This is a genomic window from Kriegella aquimaris (genome assembly GCF_900103215.1).
Lineage (GTDB): Bacteria > Bacteroidota > Bacteroidia > Flavobacteriales > Flavobacteriaceae > Kriegella > Kriegella aquimaris.
The window spans coordinates 109,456-132,021 of record NZ_FNGV01000016.1; the positions used below are offsets into that span (position 1 = coordinate 109,456).

Consider the following 22,566-nt stretch of genomic DNA (forward strand, 5'->3'; position numbering starts at 1 on the left):
ATTGATTGTTTAATATTTAGTTTTAACAATAAAAAAGATTTGAAAATGAAAAGAATCACCTTGGTAATCCTCACGTACGTTTGTATTATGTCTGGAGAAATTGATAGTGTAGTTGCACAATCGACTCAGCCGCAACAAAACACAATTCATCTTTTAAATGGTAAAAATCTAGATAGCTGGTATACCTTCATCAAAGACCGAGGAAAAAATAGTGATCCTAAAAATGTGTTTACAGTAAAAGACGGTATCCTACATATTTCAGGTGAAGAGTGGGGTTGTATCACGACCAATGAAGAATATAGTAATTACAAGCTGGTCGTTGAGTATAAGTGGGGCACCAAAACTCTTGGTTCACGAGCAGGGAAGGCACGTGATAGCGGTATTCTATTTCATTCAAAAGGAGATGATGGTGGCTATTCAGGTACTTGGATGCATTCGCTTGAATGTAATATAATCGAGGGTGGTACTGGTGATTTTATAGTGGTTGGCGATAAAAGCAACGACTTTTTACTAACTAGTTCTGTAGCTCCTGAAAAGCAAAACGGATCATATATCTATCAATCTGGAGGGGAACCAGTAACTGTAAACGGCGGAAGAATCAACTGGAACGGGCGTGATCCGAATTGGAAGGATGAAGAAAATTTTAGAGGCGTCAATGATCTGACCAATCCTTTCGGAGCGTGGAACAGGTTAGAATGTATCGTAAAAGGTCGTGATATCTCAATATATCTCAATGGCACATTAGTCAATCATGCAATATTTTCCAGGCCTGATGAAGGACGCATTCAAATACAATCAGAGGGCGCGGAAATATTTTACCGCAAAATTGATCTTACGCCACTACCGGTCACTCCTTACTATATTCCCGAAGGCTACAAAAGCATTTTTAACGGAAAAGATTTGTCAGGATGGAAAATTCACGGAACAGAAAAGTGGTATGTTAACAATGGTGAGTTAATTTGCGAAAGTGGCCCTGATAAAAAATATGGATATCTTTCCACAGATAAAACCTATAAAGATTTTACACTTGATTTTGATTTCAAACAGGAGGCCGATGGCAATAGTGGAGTGTTTGTACGATCCAATATAAAGGGAACCGCTATTACAGGATGGCAGGTAGAGGTGGCACCGACCAAAATGCATACAGGAGGCGTTTATGAATCAGGGGGGCGTGGATGGTTGATACAACCCAGTGCTGAAAATGAAAAAGCACTAAGACAGGGCGAATGGAACCACATGCGCATTAAAGTGGAAGGAGATGAAATAACATCGTGGCTTAATGGGATACAAATGGTACATCTAAAAGATGTGAAGTTCGGAACTGGAAAAGGGCATATCGCTTTGCAGATACATAGTGGCGGAGGAATTAAAGTACGCTGGAAAGATTTGTACATTGAGGAATTATAAACCGGCCTTCGGCACCGTCAAAACTCCGTATAAAAGCGGTCGATACTACAAGTCAGACTGGTAAAAAAGAGAGAAAATAGATTTAATAACGCTTAAAATTATTCATGATGGAACAAAACACAAATAATTTACGTGTCCTTGTAGTGGGATGTGGCAATATGGGAGCATCGCATGCAATGGCTTATCATACGCTGGATGGCTTTGAAATTTGCGGGCTTGTTTCCCGTGGTACAAGTAAAGAAGTTTTAAACAAAAAACTAGGTGGCGGCTACCAATTATTTGATGATTACGAAGAAGCCCTGACGATTACAAAACCTGATGCGGTCTGTATTTCCACCTATCCTGACACTCATGAAGACTACGCTATCAAAGCGCTGGAAAAAGATTGTCATGTGTTTATAGAAAAGCCATTGGCCGATTCCGTAAAAGGAGCCGAGCGAGTACAGCAAGCAGCTCATAACACCAATAAAAAATTAGTAGTGGGTTATATCCTTCGTCATCATCCCTCTTGGCAACGATTCATAACGATTAGCCAAGAATTGGGAAAACCATTGGTGATGAGAATGAATCTCAACCAGCAAAGTGATGGTGATATGTGGACACTTCACCGAAATTTAATGAAAAGCCTAAGCCCTATTGTTGATTGTGGGGTTCATTATATTGACGTAATGTGCCAGATGACACGCTCAAAACCTACCCAGGTCTATGCAATCGGCGCGCGTCTTACAGAAGAGATTCCTGATGGTAATTATAACTATGGCCAATTACAGATACGTTTTGAAGATGGTTCTGTGGGCTGGTATGAAGCAGGCTGGGGACCTATGATGAGTGAGACCGCTTTCTTTGTGAAAGACGTAATCGGGCCTAAAGGTTCTGTTTCTATCGTGGCGAAAAAAGCAGGAGGCGAGGGTGAATCGGGCTCAATTGAATCCCATACCAAAACTGAATCACTCAGACACCACCATGCCGATTTAGACAAAAATGAAAAGTTTGCAAAAAAAGATACTTGGATCAACCTTGAAGATGAACCAGACCATCAAGAACTTTGTAACCGGGAACAACTTTATTTTCTTGATGCTATTCGGAACGATAATGACCTTACCGATCATATAGAAGATGCAGTGAATAGCTTAAGGATTGCATTTGCCTGTGATGAATCTGTGCGAACAGGAAAAGTAGTTATACTGTAAAAATGATCAGGCATTCGCAACAAAAGCTCGTCCAGCGGACATAAAAATCGAAGTTATCGACAGCTTTCCGGTAAAAAAATAAATTTTAAAATCACTCCTCTATAATGACTAAATCAAACCTGAATCCAGAAGATGTACCTGCTGCTGTAGTGGGCCTAGGCATCATGGGATGCAGTATCACGGCCTGTCTACTAATGGCCGGCCACACTGTCGTGGCAATAGCTCCGATCCCCAGTGATATGATAACCGCTAAGCCACGTATTCTTGAACATCTTAAAAAGTCTTTGCAGGAAGGGATTACTACCAAGAATCCGGAAGACCTGCTTGCCAATCTTAGTATTACCGAAGATTATGGCAAGTTAAAAGAATGTAAACTGGTAATTGAGTGTGCACTGGAAGATTTGGACATCAAAAAAAATGTGTATGCTAAAATCGAAAACCATGTTAGCGATAACGCCATTATTACCAGTAATACATCTGCCATTCCTATTAGTATTTTGCAAAAGGTTACAAAAATTCCTTCTCGCTTTTTAGGATTGCATTGGGCAGAACCTTCTCATACAACCCGTTTTCTTGAAATTATCTGCGGCGATCATAGTGATATAAAACATGGGGAATGGCTTTATGAGCTTTCTTCTTTTTGGGGGAAGGAGCCTACCTTGGTACGAAAAGATATCCGCGGATTTATTACTAACAGGTTGATGTACGCGATGTATAGAGAGGCATTTAATTTAGTAGAGAATGGTTATGCCAGTGTAGAGGATGTAGATCGTGCCTGTCGCAATAATGCAGGTTATTGGATGACATTGGTAGGCCTTTTTCGTTGGATGGATCTGACCGGAATTGCCGCTTATCACAATGTAATGAAGGATCTATTCCCTACCCTTACTAATAATACTGAAGTGCCACAACTAATAGATGATATTGTAAAATCAGGAGGAAAAGGTGTGGCCAATGCACATGGTTTCTATGAGTATACACCTGAAGAAGCTAAGTTATGGAAAGAGACTTTCGAAGAATTTAGTTATGAAATACGCGAGTTGGCATTGAAATATCCAGCCGATATAGTAAAGAAAAAAATGGCTGCTAAAAAAGAGAATTAACTAAGGCATTTAGTTACTGACCTGAATGCCGTCTTAAAACAGTGCGATTTGACCAGACCTGATAAAATCATACTTGATAGTCAGCTTTCTCAATATCTTCTCTGGCCTCCTACGCGTTTTGGCTATGGTCGAAACATTTGAGACATTTTGCTTGACTTGTTATGGTTTTTCTTTTGCCTTTTCCGCACAAGAGACCAAGGCCAAGAACAGTAAAATGATTGGAAAAGAAATAAAATATCTTATAACCCAAAAGTTGCCAATTTTAATATGGTTGTCATTTCAGTCTTTTTTTAAGTAATATTATGAACTTTATTGAAGTGTTGCATGAAAACTGCCTTTAATGGGAGCTAATGATCTTGAGCTACTATTATCACCTCCGAACCCTTCATATTCAACGTTTATCACCCTACTTCTAAGGCTTGCCTTTATAGCGCCATTTTTGAATACTATAGTATCTTTTGCTTGCACGAAATAGAGGGTAATGGGTTCCCTGCCATCTACTGAATTAAAATCGGGAAGTTTAAAATCATATTGACCTATTGCACTCCATCGTTCAATGGTCGGAAACTCAAAGATGATTTCTGGCAATTTGTCTTGACGCAATTCTATCCATATTCCTTCATCATAGAAAACCTTACTTTTATCCTTATCGATAATGTCATAATTATACCTTTTTCCATCTAAAAAAAGTATGGCAGACCACTTATCCTGTCCACTTTCTTCAATATTGGAAGGTGATCCCTTTTTTTGTTGGCTTTGCTGCTGTCTTTCATTATCATAATCTTCCTCCAATTCTTCCATATTTGCCATTATATTTCTAATTTGGGGAGTGTTCATTAAACTGTCGGCTATACGCTGCACTTCAGCGGCTTTTTTTTCGACCTCATCCATCATTTTTTTCTGTTCTGGGGTAATTTGAGCAAAACTAATTACGGTGAAAAACAGTAATACGCTGCTTATTTGCTTTCTAATCGTTTTCATTTTTGAAGTATTTAGTTATTCTTTAAATATGCCTGCAGTAATCAGCCCAGTAATCCCTTCAATCGCTTTCGGTGGTTTTAGCCCTTCAAATTTTATCGCATAAAAATCGGTTTCTGTAAAAACGGTCAAGGTACCGATGGGTCCGTCATCACATCCGGGACAACCTATGATACTGGGAAGTTCCATTATTTCGCTTAAGGAAAAGGAGTTCAGAATCTGTTGTCAATCTTCATGATCAAAATCGCATATCTCACTTTTGACAACCAACACACTAGGTTGCCCATTAGCCGTGCCAGGTATTCTTGTTACGGACTTTACCGTTTGGTCTACTTTAATATTTATAGTACAGTAGCCTTCGCACATACCAGAAACGTATTGCAGTGATATTACGGTAACTTTATCAATTCTTTGGGTGATGGCGAAGCCTAAACCCAGATAAAGCACTGTAAAGATGATGGTAAAGGTTTTCATAACTTATTTGGTCATGGTTGTTTCCATGGGCCTAAAGACCCACGTAGTATTATTTGGAAGTTCGTTGACCACTTTCCATTCCCTCTCTAGATAGTGTTGGGTCAATCCTACCCAAATATTGTCCACATTTTCTACCTGCACAATATTCCATCCTTTTTTATAGTGGAGGTCAAATCTGTCTTCGACAGGCATATTCTTATACGAAAAACTTTTTCCATCGGTCATGTCCATCTTTTTATAACAATCTATGGTGGCGGATGCATTACCATCGGCATATATCCATAAGTAAAAGTGTCCTAAGGTGCCGTTGTTAATGCCTCCCTGATTCAGATTGTAGGCTGCTTTTACCGGGTCAGCAGGCATAAGTTCACCTATATGCTTACCATTTTGGAACACAAACATGCGGTTCCAGGCTATTTTGACCCCAGGATTTTTGATTACCGCCTCCTCGGAATTTTCACAATCCTGACCATAAACATTTATTGGCACCCAGGTTTTTATACTATCTGGCATTTGAAAATCAAAACTACCGTTCGCTTTTATTGTACCTATGTTTTGTCTATCTTTTTGCAAATCGTTAGAAAAGACCGAGACAGCAATAATTTGTACCTCGCCTATATTCCAATTCCTGAACTTTTGGTCGAGACCACTGGTCTTTTCCGTCGGAACTGTTTGTGTTTCCCCCACGACCGCATTCTTTAGTTTTTTTAGGAATTGGGCATGACCGGTTTGTACTGTACCGAAAAGAAAAAAGAAAATACATATGCTCTTTGCCAGCTTCATATCTTATATATTTATTTCGTAATTATGTCAATTTAGATTGTCATCGTCAAGATTGGCAACAAAGCTGCCCGATACATCAACCAAACCGGTACGGCCATCCCGTTCAAGTTTTCCCGCGAACGTCCCTTTCAATAATATACCTTCTCGCTTGACATTCACAGTTCCTTTTTCAAATCGGAATAGCGATCCGTAGTGCAAATTATCCCCGTCAATTACATAATCGATTATCGCTTTTTTCTTCTGGTCCGCGCTCAAGTTAACATGAAAGGTTTGATAGGTGTCTTCAATATTCCAAATATTGGTCTCTTCTAAATTAGATATCGAAAAGCCGATCGATTCTTTTTTATCACTTGCAGTTTCATCTGCAGGCAGATGAATGGTTATCGTCAAGCTAGACCCATTTTGGTCTACTGAATTGAGTTCTACCTTATCCATGTTGATTGCCATTTCCTCAGTTACAATGATATGTGAATCAATGGCGCCATCAGGGTGTGAACCACTGATTTTTACCTCATAACTTTCAGAATAGCCCAGCTCACCCATGGCGGTACCTTCATTATTTTTGCTACACGAGAATGCTAATACTACAATCGCTACTATTAATACTATATTTTTCATTTTTTCATTTGTATATCAATGGTTCCGATAATTGGATAAAGGGCCGTACTATCTAAAGAAGGGCCTCCCTCGCCCTCAAATTCTACGTGCAGCCGGTCATTATCAAAATTGGCCCGCAAGGTGCCCTTACGCAGGGTTATAGCTTCCTGTTTTTTTCCTTCTTTCTCAGAATAAACAATAAAATTGAGCGTAATGGGCGAATGGTAGCCTGAGTATTTATCAGATTTCAAACCTCGCATTACATCCGGTATCTTGAACTCACTGAATTCAGTCAACGACTTGTGGATGTCTGGAAACCTGAACTTTACAATTGGAAGTCTCTTTTGGCGTATCCTTAGACTAACGTTTTCACCATCATATTTTACTCGGCTCTTTTCCCAGTCGATGTGATTATAAACATGGGTTTGGCCGTTCAGAGTCAGCTGCATGGCGCCTTTCCCAAGTTCTGATTTTGAGATTTGAGCCTTTGCAACAGCTTCATTTGTCCGTTTTTTTTCATTGCAACTCATTGCTATTAGCAATAGCATCATTAAAATATAGTGGTTTCTCATGATTGAAAATCTTGATTACAATTCAGTTTTTGTAACTCTGCCTTCCCATTTTCTATAGCTTTGAGAAACTCAGCCTCGTTTTCTTTCAAGATACAGGTATTCACTTTTTCCAAGGCCTCTAAATAATCGACATAGGCGCCCCGAAAATTCTCGCAAGTGCTTTTGCTAGGACTATTGGCGAATGTTCGTGCCGCGGTGGCAACGGCTTCGCTTTCTTCCTTGGTCTGTTCTCCCCAAGATCTGTTTCTATCGCATCCAGATTGTGGGTCTGGGGAATCATCATTACTACACCCAGTGGCAAATAGTGAGATGGCCAGTACAAACTGTATAAAAAAACAATGTGTTTTCATGATAGTAATTTTAAAGTTCATAAATTTTAATTACATTCTTTTTGATCCATTTCAGCCTTGGCTTCCTTTATTGCTTGGTCCATTTCTTTGACCGATCTTTTCAAGTTTTGACCCCATATCTGGTTTTCTTTAGTACGGTTCAGAACCGTTTTTAAATGATATGTAATCCGGATACTTGCTCAATTTGTTTTTTTCCGATAGCAAAACCTAGGGACAATGCGAGTTGCCATACCCATAATTTGTACACCCCTTCTTCTGAAGGTATATTGTAAATGAAAAAGAAAGATTCAAAGGGTAGGTTATACTTCAATGCTACCACCTTGTTCAATAAGCGTATACAGTTTAGGAATTTCTACCAAAGAGCCTCCCAAACTTCCGTTATTAACACTATTCCACTCAAACTGAGTCCATTCTGAGGCGATTACATTGGCATTACCATTCTCACCTTTAATTCCCTGTTCACCATGTAGGCCTTGAGGGCCTTGAGCACCATCCATGCCATCTATACCATACTCGACTGAACAAGATTGGGTCATTAACAATATCAAGGTTATTAATACATTTATATTTTTTCATGTTTTCTCCTTTTTAGTTTCTCTATGTGATTATTAATTACTCCCTATCCTTAGTTAATTCCTTTGCTGTTGCAAACTCGTTTGAAAACTGAAATCATATTCTGAAACGTTAATGTGCAAGGGTTCTTTTTCCAATGCTACACAGGTCATTTTTGCACTTTGCTTGGGTTTTCTTTTATTCTTAAAATCAATTTCCATCATAAGGCTGTTATCACCGATTCTTTCAAGCCATTTGGGGTCAAAGCCCTTGGGCAGTTGTTTGGCATTGTTGCCACTATACATGTTGTCGAAACTTACCGGGGTATCGAAGGCCACGTACATGGTAGTAAGGGCATCTTCATTTTCTATTTGAAAACCCTGACAGGTAAAACCCAAAATTTGTTTCGTTCCTATTTCCTTGAAATCATAATCCTCCATATTAGACTCTTTAGACACCGCGCCAGTTATGTCAGGATTTGACATGACCGTGCCGGTCTTTTTTCCTCCATTATCCATCAAGATCGTGGTAGTCGAAAGTGTCGGGTCCATAATCATCAGCATATTCCCCATAGGTGTACGACCTTGTGACATCTCCGGTTTGCTCCCGAAAGCTCCACCATTTTCCGACAAGACATAATGCATTTTAATATCTCCTTTTGAATGCGACATTTGCAGCGTATAGCGCCATTTGAATTCGTACGAACTTGGCAAGGTCGAGGGGTCGACCTGCCGGCCTCCCATGCCCATGGTGCTTAGGTCCATATCGAACAAGTTGTCAAGTGCCTTGTCGGTCTTTTCGGTGGCTTTTTGTTCTGTTTTTTTTAACACCGCCCGTTCAGCAGCTTTTTCTGCACTCTTGGTTACCTTTTTCCAGAATTGGGCTTGTGTGTTTATTCCTATAAATAAGAAAAGCAATAGTAGAATAGTAGTCTTTATCGTTTTCATAATACCGAGCTTTTAATGATTGTTCACCTATTTGTACCCATATTTCCAAAAGGTCAACACACCTATCTTAAAAATTTTATATTTAGGGTATGTCACCCTCCAAAAGACACTGGTACCAATAAGCGATGCGCAACTTATTTCTCAATTAAAACAGCTGGACAGAAATGAAGGGATATATCTGATTTTTTGGACTCTAGTTTTGAAAAATGCTGAGATTCCTCATCCAAAATCAGGGCATAAAAATCGTTTTCTTCATTGGTAATTATTTTAGGGATCTGCCCAAAGTAGCGGAGTGGACTTTCATAAGAAAGTCAAGCAAGTTTTTAATTAAAAGAATATTTTCTGAAGGATTAGCAGCGATTTTTGAAAATTGGTGTGAATTAGGCAACAAGCCACACTAATTTGATAAATAGATTATAGTAGGAGACATCAGAAGATGTTTTCAGCATGGAAAATAGTTTCAGAATACTACGTATTCGAGGATCGAAAGGAATCAATAGAGAAGTAATTTGTTGTACCACTTTCATAAAAAAAGGCTTCCATAAAACTAAAAGCCCTATAAACATTGGTGGCACTAGGGTCACCACAGTTAATCCTAGTGCCATCAATGTTTCCAATTCAAAACCATGCAGAGCGCTACGAGTTTTTCTATTTATTCCAAGGCCAAAGAAGTTTGGCTTCATTATAAATTAAAAAACCACACCAAATGGTGTGGTTTTGAGAGTGTAGTGATGGCACTAGGATTCGAACCTAGGACCGCCTGCTTAGAAGACGTCGGATTATTGATTTCATACAGTCTAAAAAAGATTTAAATACGTTGATTATCAACGTTTTATATTATACATGAATTCATATAAACCCATATGATACTCAATTTTGAGTGCAAATTGAGTGCAAATTTTTCGTATCTTCAATTTATGAAAACTAACATCACGCTCTCCGTTGATACAAGGCGCAAACGAAAGGACGGAATGTGCCCGATAATTTTTAGATTAAGCCATCATCGAAAAACAATTGCCATCGCAACTGGTTTGGCCGTACCACCCGAGTACTGGAATCAAAAGAACCGTGAGGTCAAAAGAACCTATAATGGTGTGTCGTCCGTCGCACGATTAAATAATCTTCTTGTCAAGAAAAAAACAGAATTGAGGGACGGTATTAATGAATTGGAGGAAAATGGGCAGTTAAAAGGATTAAGCATAACAGAACTTAAATACCGGTTGACCAAGCCGACCATCACGATTTCCTTTTTTGATTTTACCGAACAATTGATAAGTGAAATGGAGGAGGCGAATCGCTTTGGCAACGCTAAGGCCTATAGATGCGCTCTCGGCGCATTGAAGAATTTTAATAAAAAAGAGTTTCTCCGGTTCGAAGAGATGACCTACACCTATCTCAAACGATTTGAAACTGCGCATTTAAAAAAGGGAAATAGTATAAACGGGTTATCCATGTATATGAGAACGTTTAGGGCCATCTATAATAAAGCCATTCATCAGGGGGCAGTATCTGCGGATTCTTATCCATTTAAGAAATACAAGATAAAATCGGAGCCAACAGCAAAACGGGCAATTAGCAAGGATAAAATCAAGCGTATTTTGGATTTAAAATTGGATTACGCCTCTCCATTGTTCAACGCTAGGAACTATTTTTTGTGTTCCTACCTCATGAACGGTATTTCTTTTATTGATATGGCATTTTTAAAAGTGGATAATATCATAGATGGACGCATCCAGTACCGCAGACAAAAAACCGCCAGACACTACGATATCAAGGTGACTCCACAGTTATCATCGATTATGGACTATTATTTGATAGGTAAGGACAAAACGGCCCATATTTTCCCGATCATAAAGCGCAAAGATCTGCAAGATCAATTTAACGATGTACAATGGGAAAGGAAGCGATATAACAAGCGTCTAAAAGAGATTGCTCTGTTATGCGATATTGAAGAAAATTTGACCAGCTATGTAAGCCGCCATTCTATGGCAACGAATCTTATCCTCAATGATGTTCCCATAAATGCACTGAGCAAAATGCTGGGGCACAGTAAACTTCAGACCACAGAAATATACATCAAAAACCTACCAACTCATATCATGGATGAATATCAGGAGAGGTTGGAAATTTAGGATTTAGTGTGCATGAAGCCACAATTGACCCTGTGGTCCAATGCCGAACGGTGTCAGAGTTAGCGCCTTTCTGAAAGTTACTTTGCACGTCGCGGATTAGAGTCCCGTCCGGACCGCAAACGAGCAAAGGCCTTCGAGTAACCGAGGGCCTGTTATAATTTCTTGTGGTATGCGGATTGCACGCAATTTAGACGTTGCTTTTCATATAATCAGGGAGATAAATACATAATGGAATTTGCAGACACGCCGAACTTTGGTTTTAATGCCGCAAGGTGTGAGAGTTCGAGTCTTTCCGTCTGTACCAAGGGAAAAGCCGACTTTTTAAATGTCGGCTTTTTTTGATTCGGTAAAACAATGTTAATACAAATGAGCTTTTTACTCTATTCTCCAAAGAACCTTTGCTGTATTTAGCTAATCGATTAATCATTTTATAAATATTATATTTAGTACTGGTATTATATAATCGGATATTGAATGGTCTGCAAAATTTTAAATCTGTTATTTCTTTTTCTTTCAATTGGGCTTCTTTCTCAAGAACTACCTCCAGTCCAAAATTATAGCCCAATCGATTATGGAGCTGAAAACCAAAATTGGTCGGTTTCCCAATCCGATAACAAACACATTTATGTGGCGAACAACGGTGGATTACTTGAATTTGATGGGAGTAAATGGAAATTATACCCTTCTCCTAACGGAACATATATAAGATCTGTCGAGGTGATTGGCGCACGTATCTATACGGGCAGTTATATGGAGTTTGGATACTGGAAAAAGAACGAATTCGGTAATCTGGAATACTTTTCCGTATCCTCAAAAATTCAGAACCGACTCGTAGAGGATGAACACTTTTGGAATATATCGGAATTCAAGGATTGGGTGTTATTTCAATCTTTAGATCGCATATATATTTATAATACAATTGATGAATCATTTGAAATGCTTGATGCCAAAACTACGAAGGCTGAGATTCTCAAAGTTGGAAACAGTATTTACTTTCAAAAGATAAATGAAGGGATTTTTACCATTGAAAATGGGAAGTCCGTATTGGTCTCTGATAATTCCATCCTTAAGAAGGATATTGTAGTTGGGGCTTTTTCTATAGATGAAAGCACTTTATTGGTCACTGAGCTAGGTGAGTTTTATTTTTTGGATACCCATGGTCTTCGCAGATGGAACATCACGGCAGACGATGAGCTGGCATCGGTAAAGGTATATAGCAGTATTCAATTAAACGATAATTCCTTTGTTTTAGGAACGATTGCAAACGGAATTTATCATATTGACAAAAACGGAGATTTAGCTGCCCATATAAATCAAGAAAGAGGCTTGAACAATAATACGGTCCTATCTCTTTTTCAAGATGTCGATCATAATCTTTGGCTAGGTTTAGACAACGGTATGAGCGTCATAAACTTAGATTCGCCCTTCAAAGAGTATATTGATCAGGTCGGAAGAATAGGTGTGGTATACTCTTCAAATTTATTCAATGGTTTTAAATACTTAGGTACAAATCAGGGCTTGTTCGTCAAAAGAGAGAATGAAGAAGGTGTTTATAAACTTGTTAAACATACTGAAGGGCAGGTATGGGTATTAAAAAATATTGGTGGCACACTTTTTTGCGGGCATAATTCTGGAACTTTTGTAGTAAACGAAGATGTGGCAGAGCAAATTTCAGACCTCCCCGGAACATGGGATATTAAGCAGCTTGAATCTAACAATAATTTATTGCTCCAAGGAAATTATAAGGGGTTGAGTGTTCTTGAACGCACAAATGGCCAATGGCAATTTCGCAACAAAATAGAAGGATTTGAGAGCTCTAGCAGGTTTTTCGAGTTTGTAGATAGGCAACATATTCTCGTGAACCATGAATACAAAGGCATTTTTGATTTAAAAGTGGATACTGATTTTAAGAAAGTGTTGTCCGTTAAACAGAAGAACTCAAAAGGCACGGGGTCGAGTTTGATTAAATTTAATGGCGAAATAGTATATACGACGGTCAATGGAGTTTTTAAATTCGATATGGAAAGGCAAGATTTCGTATCTGACGTTCTTTTAACCGCTAAGCTTTTTAATGCTGATGAGCATATTATTGGGGTGCTTACCCCGAATGATGATACTGGAAAACTTTGGGGCTTTACCGATAGCAACATTATATATCTGGCACCTGGGCAATTCAATAACAAACTTGTAGCAAATAGAATTCCGATACCAAAATCCTTCAGAAATAGTATGGGGGTATTTGGGTTTGAATCTATAACCCATCTGAAAGATGATTTGTACCTAATAGGTATTTCTAACGGGTATATTACCCTGGATTTGAAAAAGTTAAAGACGCAGGAATATCATATCTCAATAAATTCGGTCTCAAAAGAGTTTTATGATGCCCCTAAAATAGCAGAAAAAGTTGTTGGTAATAACGAGTTCAACTATTCAGAGAACAATTTGAACTTCGGTTTTAGTGTTCCCGAGTTCGATAAATTTACCGAGGTTTATTATCAACATCAACTGAACGGAATTTATGATGAGTGGAGCATTTGGTCAACGGCGGCCGAAGTTTCTTTTAAAAATTTACCTTACGGTGATTATATATTTAAAGTCAGGGCAAAGGCAGGCAATACCTTTACCGATAATATTGCTTCATTTGAATTTACGATTGCAAGACCATGGTATATATCCAATTTGGCAATTCTTCTCTATGTTATTTCCATAACCTTGATAACGGTCCTAATTCATAAATTGTATAAAACGTATTACAAGAAACAACAAGATTTGTTGTTGAAGGAAAACAAAAAAAGGCTCAAGCGTAAAAAACTAAAGACGCAAAAGAAAATAGTTCAAATTAAGAATGAGAAACTGCAAAGTGAAATAAAAAGTAAGAATAGGGAACTTGCCGTGTCGACCATGAGCCTTATTAAAAAGAACGAATTTCTAAATGCGATCAAAGAACAATTAAAGGAGAGCAAAGATAATCCGAAAATAAAATCCGTAATACGAACAATAGACCGTAACATTAACAACGCAGACGATTGGAAACTCTTTGAAGAGGCCTTTAACAATGCAGACAAAGACTTTTTAAAGAAAGTGAAAACATTGCACCCCGAACTGACCCCCAACGATTTGCGCTTATGTGCATACTTGAGGCTCAATCTATCTTCCAAAGAAATAGCTCCGTTACTCAATATTTCTAGCCGCAGTGTAGAAGTAAAACGGTATCGACTTCGAAAAAAAATGGCCTTATCGCACGAAAATAACCTTACCGATTACATTTTTAACCTTTAGAAGGCACAACACAACCTCATTTTACCACAACATCACCCATACAAAGCGAGTTTTCATAATCTTTTGCTAAGGCTGAAGCACTCTTTATAAGATTGCGAAAGCCTTAATATTTTAAGCCTTTTACAACGATTCTTCAGTTTACCCTACATTTTTTTACAAGATGTATATTTTTTGTTGGGGTGTTCTTTTTGGATTGCGGCCAACTAAAAAATACATTGTGACTTCAAAACATACTACAAATGAAGAACACATTTATTTTTCTTATTATGCTATGTTGCATGTCAACATTATATAGTCAAGACCTTACCATTAGCGGAGTTGTTAAGGATGCCAGTTTTAATGAACCGTTGCCCGGCGTAAGTATCGTAGTAAAAAATACCACTACGGGAACTACTACTGATTTCGATGGTAACTTTGCGATGACCGGTCTTTCCACCGGTGATATCCTAGTATTCTCCTATATAGGGTTTGTTCCCCAGGAGATTGCCATCCAGAATTCCGACGATCTGACCATTGTGATGCAAGATGATGTAGCCGCCTTGGAAGAAGTAGTGGTAGTCGGTTATGGTACACAAAAGAAAAGCGTAGTTACCGGCGCAATTTCAAGTGTGAAAGCATCAGATCTTGAAAATTTGCCAATAGCAAGAGTTGAACAAGCACTTCAAGGTAGGGTATCAGGGGTTGTTATTGCCTCAAATTCTGGTCAGCCTGGTGATGCCTCTACAGTTAGGGTTAGAGGTATTACTACTTTTAATACAACTTCTGGTGGAAACAACCCACTTTGGGTTGTTGATGGAGTTATAGTAGATTCTGGGGGGATTGGATATTTAAATCAGTCAGATATCAAATCTATAGAAGTTTTAAAAGACGCAGCTTCGTTGGCAATTTATGGAGCTCGTGCTGCTTCAGGTGTACTTTTAATTACTACAAAAACCGGAAGTCCTGGAAGGTTGCAGGTTAACTATACAGGATTTACCGGTTTATCAGGCCCTGCAAATAAATTATCCTTATTAAATGCTTCTGAATACGGGGCCATAATGAATGAAAAATCTGTTGCTGCAGGAGGTGCTGTGCTGTATCCAAATTTAGGTGAATTGGGTAGTGGAACAGATTGGCAAGAGTTAATCTTCAATGACTCTGCGATTCGTACTTCGCATGAACTTAGCCTTAGTGCTGGCAACGACGTATCTACGTTTTATGCCTCGTTTGGATTTTTGGATCAAGAAGGTATAGTTTCAACAAATATTTCGAATTTCAACAGAAAGAATTTTAGGCTAAACTCTACACACAAAATTTCTGATGTATTTACGGTAGGTCAAACGTTTGGGTACGCCCATAAAAAAACTATTGGTTTAGGAAATACAAATAGTGAATTTGGTGGCCCTTTAAGTTCAGCCCTAAATTTAGATCCTATAACCCCTGCCGTAATTACAAATCCGAATATTGCAAACAGGTCGCCGTATAACGATAGTAATGGGCCTGTCTTTAGAGACGCTGATGGAAACCCTTATGGAATTTCTGAAATAGTTGCACAAGAAATGACAAATCCATTGGCTTACGAACAGACAAGGTTAGGAAATTATGGATGGTCAGATGATATTGTTGGTAATGCCTATTTACAAATAAAACCAATGGAAGGTTTGGTATTTAAAACTTCCGGCGGAATGAAATTATCATATTGGGGAGATGAAAACTTTAATCCGTCCTATTATTTAAACGCAAATAATTCCAGGGAATTAAATAGTATTTATAGGAGTAGGGAAAAGGGTTTTGGTTGGAATATAGAAAATACGCTTTCGTATAATAAAGTATTTGGTAAGCACGACTTTACCCTTTTACTGGGACAAGGATCTTATGTAGACAATATTAACAGTAAAGTAGATGTTACATTCACAGATTTGCCTGTTGATAATCGTGACGATGCCTCATTTAATTTTGATATACCTGCAGACCAAAAGACTGCCGGTGCAGAAACTAGTAATGATCATAGAGTGTCTTCCATATTTTCAAGATTGAATTACAATTTTGATGAAAAATACATCTTTACCGGAATTATTCGTCGTGATGGTTCTTCTAGATTTGGTCAGAATAACCGTTATGGTATTTTTCCTTCTTTTTCTTTAGGATGGAACGTTTTTAAAGAAGGTTTTTGGAAAGATAACAATAGTATTGGCCAACTTAAAATCAGGGGTGGTTATGGCGTAGTAGGTAACGATGCAATTCCGGATTTTGGCTATTTGGCAACTGTGAGCGGTGGCAGTAATTATACCAATGGTTCAGACGGTACTGTCGTAATCGGGTATAGCCCCGATGCACCAGATAACCCAGATTTGAAGTGGGAAGAAACAGCACAATTAAATGTTGGTTTTGAAGCTAGATTATTTAATGATTTAAGTGTAACATTTGATTATTTTAAGAAAACAACTACCGGTATTTTACAACGTTCCGACATTCCTGGATATGTTGGGGCTATAGAAAATCCGTTGGCGAATGTTGCCGATATGGAAAATTCTGGTCTTGAGTTGGAACTGGGTTATAGTAAAACTTTTGGCGAAATGAATTTTCGCGCAAGTGGAAATGTATCTTATCTAAAAAATGAAGTGACCTTTTTAGGAAACGATAAGGAGTTTATTACAGATGCAACAGCTTCATTTCAGTCAATGGGGCCAATTACTAGAACGCAAGTCGGCCAATCCTATAATTCATTTTATGGATTCAAAACTGATGGAATTTTCCAAAACCAAGCAGAAATAGACGCTTATACGAATACTTCAGGAGCTCTTGTTCAACCAAATGCAAGTCCGGGAGATATTAAATGGGTTGACGAAAACGAAGATGGAACTATCACAGATGACGATAAAACATTTATTGGTAGCGGTATTCCAAAATATACCTTCGGAGTGACATTAAATGCAGACTACAAAGGGTTTGATGCAATGGTATTCTGGCAAGGATCTGCAGGGAATAAAATTTTCCAGGGGTTACGCAGGCTTGACATTCCAACAGCCAATTATTCAAATAGGGCGTTAAGCAGATGGACAGGGGAAGGAACTTCAAATGACTTTCCAAGATTAACTGATGATGATACCAACGGTAATTTTTCTAGAGCTTCAGATTTTTATTTAGAAGATGGAAGTTATGTACGACTCAAAACTATTCAACTAGGGTACACCCTACCTTCTGATGTTGTCGGCAAGATTGGTGTTCAAAAGTTGAGACTTTACATTACCGGTGAAAATTTGTTGACTTTCACTAAATATACGGGCTATGACCCAGAAATCGGTGGAGACATTTTAGGAATTGATAGAGGATATTATCCCCAAGCAAGATCTTATATGGTTGGTGTTAACTTACAGTTTTAATAAAAATAGGAAACATGAAATTTATAAAAAATACTTACATTTTTGGTATAGGTGCATTAATCTTAGGTGCAATCACATCGTGTTCTGATGACTTTTTAGAGGTTGAGCCTAAAGGTAAATTCCTTACGAATAACTATTATGAAAACGAAGAACAGGCCTATACCGGGCTGATTGCTACTTATGATAGACTTCAGAAAAATACTGGTGGGTTTGATAATTTGGTAGCTATGATGAATTCGGGCTCAGATGATCATTTTGCTGGTGGTGGAAACGCAAGTGATGGTCAAGGACTTCAAGATTTTTCGTCATATAATATGAATTCCGTCTCTATGCCTCAATCGTATTGGAGTGATCACTACCAAGGAATTTTTAGAGCGAACATATTACTCTTACAATTACCTGATGTTCCAATGGATGCAAGTTTAATTAGTAGATTTAGCGCCGAGGCAAAGGCGTTACGTGCACTTTACTATTTTAATTTGGTACGCATGTTCAAGAACATTCCATTGATAACGGAACCCATAGACCAAGCTGAAATTTTTAATATACCTCAAGCAAATCCAGCCGATGTTTACGCACTCATTGAAACGGATCTTTTAGGAGCAATAGCTGTATTGCCAGAAACTATAACTTCTGCTTCCGAAACAGGTAGGCTCACCAAAGGAGGCGCTCAAGCACTATTAGGAAAAGTTTATCTGTATATAGGTAAAAATGCTTTGGCGGCAGCTCAATTTGCCGAAGTCAACGGCACACCAGGGGAGGTAAACCAATATGGTAATAAACTACTGGATAATTTTGATGATTTATGGGGTGTAAGTAATAAGTTCAATTCAGAATCAATTATCGAAGTACCACATACGAATGAAAGTCTTACAGGGTGGGACAATTGGGGGCAAGGCTCTGATGAAGGAAATTCTTATAACCAAATGGTTGGTCCAAGAACGTATTCTAAACTTAGTGATTCCGCACCTGACTTTGCAGCTGGTTGGAGCTTTAATCCTATAACCCAAGATTTGTACGATTTCATCAAAGATGACCCAAGATTTAATGCAACGGTATTCGACATGAAGGCTTTAAAAGATGCTGGTGATGCAGATTATATCGCAGGCTACCAAGACACTGGGTATTTTCTAAGAAAATTTATGCCGACTAATGCGGATAAATCAACGTTAGCAGGTAATACGGAATTAAACTATAGACAAAATTCTTATATCATAAGATTAGCGGACACCTATTTAATGGAAGCAGAAGCTCTCGGGGCAACTGGCACAAGAGCACAAGCATTATTGGACGCTGTCAGGGCAAGAGTTGGTTTACCATCTGTACCAGTTTCCATGGATGCTGTTATGGATGAACGCAGACTTGAATTGGTAGGAGAAGGTCACCGTTGGTTCGACTTAGTTCGAACTGGGCGAGCAGCTACAGTATTGGCCGATAGGGGATTTGTTGCTGGAACTCATGAAATTTTTCCAATTCCTTTTAAAGAATTTGAAAATACTATAATTGAACAAAATCCAAATTATAACTAAAGTATTTAAATATGAAAGCAGTGAAAAATATTTTAAATGTTATGGTTCTTCTGGCTGTTGTATGGAGCTGTGAAGAGAATAACTTTGACAATGTGGATTTTGTAAACTCAGTTGTGGCACCAGCCAATGTTTCTGCAGTATTCGAGGTTACGCAAGACAACACCGGGCTCGTTACAATAACCCCAAATAGCGAAGGAGCTTCGTCATATAGCATTTATTATGGCGATAATACTACAGAGCCCGAAGTAGTTGCACAGGGCGAAAGTGCCACACATACCTATGGCGAAGGTTCGTATAGCATACGAATTGTGGCCACTGGTTTGGGAGGTAAAACTTCTGAAGCCACAGTGCCATTAGAAGTATCGTTCAAGGCGCCAGAAAATTTAGAGGTCACTATAACCAATGACGAAGCGGTTTCAAAACAAGTAAACGTGACTGCTACGGCTGATGATGCCCTTACTTTCGAAGTGAATTTTGGAGATGGGTCTGAGCTTGTTCAGGCAGATATTGCAGAAACGGCATCTCATATTTATTCAGATGCAGGCTTTTATACAATAGTTGTTACAGCCATGGGGGCAGCTATCGAAACCACTGCGTTTACTGAAATAGATTTTGAAGTTACAGCCATACTACAACCACTAGAACCGGCTGCTTCGCCTTCAAGCACCCAAAATAACGTTGTGTCGATTTTTAGTGATGTCTATACCGATATTGCAGATACAAACTTTTTTCCAAATTGGGGACAATCAACAGTTTACACTCCTTTCGATTTGAATGGTGATATGATGATTCAATATAGTAATTTAAACTATGAAGGTATCGATATAGGTTCTGCCGTTGATGCTTCTGCAATGGAAATGCTACACATTGATATTTGGACCTCCGAAAACCTGTCAATTGATATTTTTCCACTTCCAGGTGGTGTTACTCCAGATGACGAAAGGTTTGTAACCAAACAATTGGTAGCCAATCAATGGAATAGTTTTGATATTTCGTTGACAGATTTTACCGAGCAGGGCTTACCATTGGATAATCTTATGCAGTTTAAATTTGTTGGGACACCTGCAGGGGAAACAATATTTATAGATAATCTATATTTCTGGAAAGTAGCTACGGGATCTTCACCATTAATAGGTACATGGAAAATAGCTCCGGAAGAGGGTGCGATTTCAGTAGGTCCTGGTGATGGCAGTGTATGGTGGTCTATGGGGGCTGCCGATGTTATTACAAGAGCGTGTTTCTTTGACGATGAATATATATTCGGTGCAGACGGAACATTCCAAAATAGTTTAGGGCTAGAAACATGGCTTGAACCATGGCAAGGAGTAGATCCCGAAGCTTGTGGTATTCCTATTGCGCCTCATGATGGAACAAGTTCGGCAACCTATGTAGATAATGGCGGTACGGTTATAGTTACCGGTGTGGGTGCTTATATAGGATTACCAAAGGTTCATAATAACGGGGAAGATGGAATGCCGGTAGATAATACCATAACGTATGATTATGTGCTGTCTTCTGGTGGCAATATTTTAGAGGTGACAATTTCTGGTTTTAATGGAGGTTCAGAAGTGTGGTATTTTAAATTGATGAAACAATAAAATAGATAAGATGAAAAATTTTAAACATATAAACATGCTTTTTTTGTTGGCGATTGTTATGTTCAGTTGTGAAGAAACAGAATATGAATTCGGCGATATTGTCGCCCCGTCAAATTTAGTAGTCAATACTGAGGTTGTTGGGCAGGATGATGAAAACCCTTATGGCGATGGAAGTGGCGTAGTAAACTTCACGGCGTCCGCATCGGATGCGCTGGCCTATAAGTATGTTTATAACGGTAAGGAAGAACAGGCGCCTACTGGTGAACTGACCACTAGTTTTTCGACAACGGGTGTCAATACCTATGATGTAACCGTTATAGCTTATGGCAAAGGGGGCGTGAGTTCTGCGAAAACCGTTCTAGTTGAAGTTTTGGCATTTTATACCGCTCCTGCCGAATTATTGGAAATGTTATATGGGGATGGAACAAAAACATGGAGGGTTAAAGCTGAATCTCCAGCACATTTTGGAGTAGGACCAACAGATTCATCAAGTCCGGATTGGTGGGCAGCCGCACCTTTTGATAAAGCCAATAAAGGTGGTTATGATGATAGGATTACATTCAATTCCGATGGTACGGTTATGTATGCAACCAACGGAACCATGTATGGTCAATCCGCAGTTCTGGATGCTGATTACGGAATTTCATGGGAAGCGAACGCAGATAATGAATATGAAAATTATCCTGTAGATGATTTCTCGGATACGTGGACGTTGACTGCCCCGGATGGTCAAGAAACGTTGACATTCAATGGTAACGGGTATCATGGTTTCTATGTAGGTGGCGATCACAGTTATGCTATCCTTGAACGTACTGAAACTGAAATGAGTTTAAGAACAACAGGAGCAGATGGATTGGGTTGGTTTGCCATACTTACTTCAGAGGATGAACCGGTGACCGAAGAAGGGGAAACGCTTCAAAGTATTTTTACGAATGAAGTTTGGGCCGATGAATTTGATGTTGACGGAGCGCCAAATCCGGCGAATTGGGGCTATGACCTCGGTGCTGGGGGCTGGGGGAATAATGAACTTCAAACGTATACAAACAATGCCGAAAATGTAATTGTTGAGGGCGGAATACTAAAAATAATAGCCAAAGATAACGAATCAGGAGGCTATACATCGGCCAGATTAAAATCGATTAATTTACAAGAATTTACATATGGTAGAGTTGAGGTAAGGGCCAAACTACCTGCTGCACAAGGAACATGGCCCGCGATTTGGATGTTGGGCGCCAATTTTGAAACTGTTGGATGGCCGGCCTGTGGAGAGATTGATATTATGGAACAAACAGGATGGGATAAAGGAAAAACTTCTGGAGCACTACATTTTCCTGATAATTCTGGTGGGAATGCACCACACGATGATACAGAAAATGAGACGGCTACCACGGAGTTCCATAACTATACGGTTGAATGGACCGCAGATGTAATCAAGTTAGCGGTGGACGATATGGTTTTCTTCTCCTTTGACAACACTGCGGGCACGCCTTTTAACGACGATTTCTTTTTTATTCTGAACGTAGCGATGGGTGGTAGTTTGGGTGGCACGATAGATCCTGGGTTTACAGAGGATACCCTGGAAGTAGATTATATAAGAGTTTATCAGTAATGAGTTGTTGTTAGTTTCAATGTAGTGTTAAAGGCTGGTTGTGTTGGAACTGGCCTTTTTCCTTACAATGTTTAGTGTAGGCAAGCATAAGCATGACCTTTTGT

At 38.9% G+C, this 22,566-nt stretch carries 19 protein-coding genes; 9 read left to right on the forward strand and 10 right to left on the reverse strand.

Going from position 1 to position 22,566, the window contains the following annotated elements; translation table 11 throughout:
- Positions 1-45: 45 nt before the first annotated feature.
- The 3 genes from BLS33_RS25085 to BLS33_RS21540 all read left to right on the forward strand — a co-directional run bounded on the left by BLS33_RS25085 (position 46) and on the right by BLS33_RS21540 (position 3,700).
- A complete protein-coding gene (locus tag BLS33_RS25085; RefSeq protein ID WP_218129625.1) occupies positions 46-1,407 on the forward strand; it encodes a 3-keto-disaccharide hydrolase in 1,362 nt (453 codons plus the stop codon).
- 104 nt (positions 1,408-1,511) lie between these two features.
- On the forward strand, positions 1,512-2,597 hold the full coding sequence (locus BLS33_RS21535) for a Gfo/Idh/MocA family protein (protein WP_245731585.1): 1,086 nt from the start codon (positions 1,512-1,514) through the stop codon (positions 2,595-2,597).
- A 104-nt stretch (positions 2,598-2,701) separates the two neighbouring features.
- Complete coding sequence (locus tag BLS33_RS21540; RefSeq protein ID WP_089894842.1) at positions 2,702-3,700, forward strand: 3-hydroxyacyl-CoA dehydrogenase family protein; 999 nt, start codon at positions 2,702-2,704, stop codon at positions 3,698-3,700.
- 309 nt (positions 3,701-4,009) lie between these two features.
- On the opposite strand, the gene BLS33_RS21545 is transcribed toward BLS33_RS21540, so the two are convergent.
- The 10 genes from BLS33_RS21545 to BLS33_RS21590 form a co-directional block, all read right to left on the reverse strand.
- Complete coding sequence (locus BLS33_RS21545; RefSeq protein WP_089894844.1) at positions 4,010-4,681, reverse strand: hypothetical protein; 672 nt, start codon at positions 4,679-4,681, stop codon at positions 4,010-4,012.
- 15 nt (positions 4,682-4,696) lie between these two features.
- A complete protein-coding gene (locus BLS33_RS24975) occupies positions 4,697-4,867 on the reverse strand; it encodes a hypothetical protein (RefSeq protein WP_176801480.1) in 171 nt (56 codons plus the stop codon).
- Between the two features lie 36 nt (positions 4,868-4,903).
- Complete coding sequence (locus tag BLS33_RS21550) at positions 4,904-5,152, reverse strand: hypothetical protein (protein ID WP_089894846.1); 249 nt, start codon at positions 5,150-5,152, stop codon at positions 4,904-4,906.
- A 3-nt stretch (positions 5,153-5,155) separates the two neighbouring features.
- Positions 5,156-5,935, reverse strand: coding sequence for a hypothetical protein (locus BLS33_RS21555; RefSeq protein ID WP_089894848.1), 780 nt, complete (start codon positions 5,933-5,935; stop codon positions 5,156-5,158).
- 27 nt (positions 5,936-5,962) lie between these two features.
- Entirely contained in the window at positions 5,963-6,553 is a 591-nt protein-coding gene (locus tag BLS33_RS21560) for a hypothetical protein (RefSeq protein WP_089894851.1), read from the reverse strand.
- On the reverse strand, positions 6,550-7,104 hold the full coding sequence (locus BLS33_RS21565; protein WP_089894853.1) for a hypothetical protein: 555 nt from the start codon (positions 7,102-7,104) through the stop codon (positions 6,550-6,552). Before BLS33_RS21565 ends, BLS33_RS21560 begins: the two co-directional genes overlap by 4 nt.
- A complete protein-coding gene (locus BLS33_RS21570; protein ID WP_089894855.1) occupies positions 7,101-7,454 on the reverse strand; it encodes a hypothetical protein in 354 nt (117 codons plus the stop codon). Before BLS33_RS21570 ends, BLS33_RS21565 begins: the two co-directional genes overlap by 4 nt.
- 299 nt (positions 7,455-7,753) lie before the next feature.
- Entirely contained in the window at positions 7,754-7,990 is a 237-nt protein-coding gene (locus tag BLS33_RS21575) for a hypothetical protein (protein WP_089894857.1), read from the reverse strand.
- 93 nt (positions 7,991-8,083) lie between these two features.
- Entirely contained in the window at positions 8,084-8,953 is an 870-nt protein-coding gene (locus tag BLS33_RS21580) for a DUF4412 domain-containing protein (RefSeq protein ID WP_089894859.1), read from the reverse strand.
- 380 nt (positions 8,954-9,333) lie between these two features.
- Complete coding sequence (locus BLS33_RS21590; RefSeq protein WP_089894862.1) at positions 9,334-9,636, reverse strand: hypothetical protein; 303 nt, start codon at positions 9,634-9,636, stop codon at positions 9,334-9,336.
- A gap of 234 nt (positions 9,637-9,870) precedes the next feature.
- Here BLS33_RS21590 and BLS33_RS21595 point away from each other — a divergent pair, with 234 nt between their 5' ends.
- From BLS33_RS21595 to BLS33_RS21620, 6 genes are all read left to right on the forward strand, one after another.
- On the forward strand, positions 9,871-11,085 hold the full coding sequence (locus BLS33_RS21595) for a site-specific integrase (RefSeq protein ID WP_176801481.1): 1,215 nt from the start codon (positions 9,871-9,873) through the stop codon (positions 11,083-11,085).
- A 474-nt stretch (positions 11,086-11,559) separates the two neighbouring features.
- Complete coding sequence (locus tag BLS33_RS21600) at positions 11,560-14,364, forward strand: helix-turn-helix and ligand-binding sensor domain-containing protein (protein ID WP_089894867.1); 2,805 nt, start codon at positions 11,560-11,562, stop codon at positions 14,362-14,364.
- A 239-nt stretch (positions 14,365-14,603) separates the two neighbouring features.
- Positions 14,604-17,726 (forward strand): SusC/RagA family TonB-linked outer membrane protein, encoded by a 3,123-nt coding sequence (locus BLS33_RS21605; RefSeq protein WP_089894869.1) that lies wholly within the window; start codon positions 14,604-14,606, stop codon positions 17,724-17,726.
- 14 nt (positions 17,727-17,740) lie between these two features.
- Positions 17,741-19,255, forward strand: a complete 1,515-nt coding sequence (locus BLS33_RS21610) for a RagB/SusD family nutrient uptake outer membrane protein (protein WP_089894871.1) — start codon at positions 17,741-17,743, stop codon at positions 19,253-19,255.
- 11 nt (positions 19,256-19,266) lie between these two features.
- Positions 19,267-20,853 carry a PKD domain-containing protein gene (locus tag BLS33_RS21615; protein ID WP_089894873.1) on the forward strand — a complete coding sequence of 529 codons (1,587 nt, stop codon included), beginning with the start codon at positions 19,267-19,269 and terminating at the stop codon, positions 20,851-20,853.
- Between the two features lie 10 nt (positions 20,854-20,863).
- Positions 20,864-22,462 (forward strand): glycoside hydrolase family 16 protein, encoded by a 1,599-nt coding sequence (locus BLS33_RS21620; protein WP_089894875.1) that lies wholly within the window; start codon positions 20,864-20,866, stop codon positions 22,460-22,462.
- The last annotated feature ends 104 nt before the right edge of the window (positions 22,463-22,566 follow it).